This window comes from Rhodococcus sp. CX (genome assembly GCF_015865005.1).
GTDB lineage: Bacteria > Actinomycetota > Actinomycetes > Mycobacteriales > Mycobacteriaceae > Rhodococcus.
In genome coordinates this window covers 22,959-24,373 of sequence record NZ_JADZGH010000057.1, presented here as the reverse complement: position 1 = coordinate 24,373, position 1,415 = coordinate 22,959, and the positions used below count along the sequence as shown (strand labels likewise).

3 protein-coding genes are annotated in these 1,415 nt (G+C 67.2%); 1 reads left to right on the top strand and 2 read right to left on the bottom strand.

The features are described from left to right. Positions 1-406 (top strand): serine hydrolase (locus I0Q12_RS05810; RefSeq protein ID WP_197251037.1); only part of this gene is annotated, 406 nt, incomplete at its 5' end. A 102-nt stretch (positions 407-508) separates the two neighbouring features. Here I0Q12_RS05810 and I0Q12_RS05805 read toward each other — a convergent pair. Next, positions 509-1,087, bottom strand: a complete 579-nt coding sequence (locus tag I0Q12_RS05805) for a class I SAM-dependent methyltransferase (RefSeq protein WP_197251036.1) — start codon at positions 1,085-1,087, stop codon at positions 509-511. A gap of 81 nt (positions 1,088-1,168) precedes the next feature. Continuing rightward, the coding region (locus tag I0Q12_RS32085) for a putative zinc-binding metallopeptidase (protein ID WP_231610086.1) at positions 1,169-1,415 on the bottom strand (247 nt) is incomplete at its 5' end.

Genomic DNA, 1,415 nt, shown 5'->3' with positions numbered 1-1,415 from the left:
GGACGACCCGAGCCCGCCCGCCCCGAGGCCGGAACTGGTCGACGTCACGAACTTCAACCCGTCCTGGGGATTCGGCGCCGGCGAGGCCATCTGCACCGCCGCGGACCTGGCCATCTGGGCGAAGGCCCTCGTCGACGGCGACCTCCTCGAACCGGAGATGCAGGCTCAGCGACTGGATTTCGTCACCACCGGGCCCCTGCCGTACGGCCTCGGCATCGGCGACCTGAACGGACTCGTCGGTCACAACGGGCACATCAGCGGCTTCCAGACCCAGACTGCGGTCCGGCAGGCCGACGGCACCGTCATCGTCGTTCTCACCAACATCACCCAGGCGCCCGACCTGCAGCTGCCGGCCTCGATGATTTCGGCGTTGATTTCCGGTGCCATCCCGGCTTCGCCGAACTGACTGCCCGAAGATTCGACCCGCTGTTTTGGAAATCAAGGTATTCCGTGCGGTTCAGATTCCTGTAGCCAGGATTTCCCGGTCGAGTAACCGAAGGCCCGCGACCTACGGCACGTGCCGGCGCCGGACCAAGCGATACCACTTCGAATGGAATCCGACCCGCACCGAAACCTCCTCCACCACCGACCATCCGGAGAAGATCTGCTCGATTTCGGCCAGGTCGACGCCGCGCGGGAGCGGTCCGCGGAAACGCGGCTCGAACGCGAACATCAGAAATGTCGCGTCGGGCGAGGACACTCGGTCGAGTTGCCGGCGGTACGCGGCTCGCTCGCTGTCCGAAAGTCCGTGGAAGCAACCGAAATCCACGATCAGGCCGTAGTCCGACCCAACCCGGTCCGCCATCGCGGTGACGTCGCCTTCGACGAATCTCACGTCGACCCCGGCCTGCTCGGCGGCAACCATCGCCAATTCGACCGCTGCCGGCACATTGTCGATTCCGGTGACGTCCCAGCCGCGCCGCGCGAGCCGGATCGACAACTCACCGCTGCCGCAGCCGACGTCGAGCGCCCGGCCCGGGCCGGGTACCGACTCGAGCAGCGCGTCGAAATGGGCGCCCCGCGAAACGTCCGCGCGTTCCCACGGTGTGAAGCCGACACGGTAGGCGAGGCGATAGAACAGGCTCATGCGACCACTCCTCGACGGGCTTCCGTTTCGACCGTAGGCCGCTCCCCCCGCCCGGCACAACGGCGCCGCAGCAGACGCGCCTCAGGACACCGAGACGCGCGCGGTGATCTGCTCGTGCACGAAACGTATCTTGTCCAGGACCGGGGGCGGCAACACGAACGGATACAGGTCCGGCCGCCCCATCGACCGATTGACCATGTTCAACGACCACGTGAGAGGCAACCACTGTTCGACGAGCCGGTCGAAACCGGCCGGCCCGGGTTGCGGGCGATCGAGGCCGGCACCGGCCGGCGCGAACCCGAATGCCGCGGCCGTGTCGAGCGTGTCG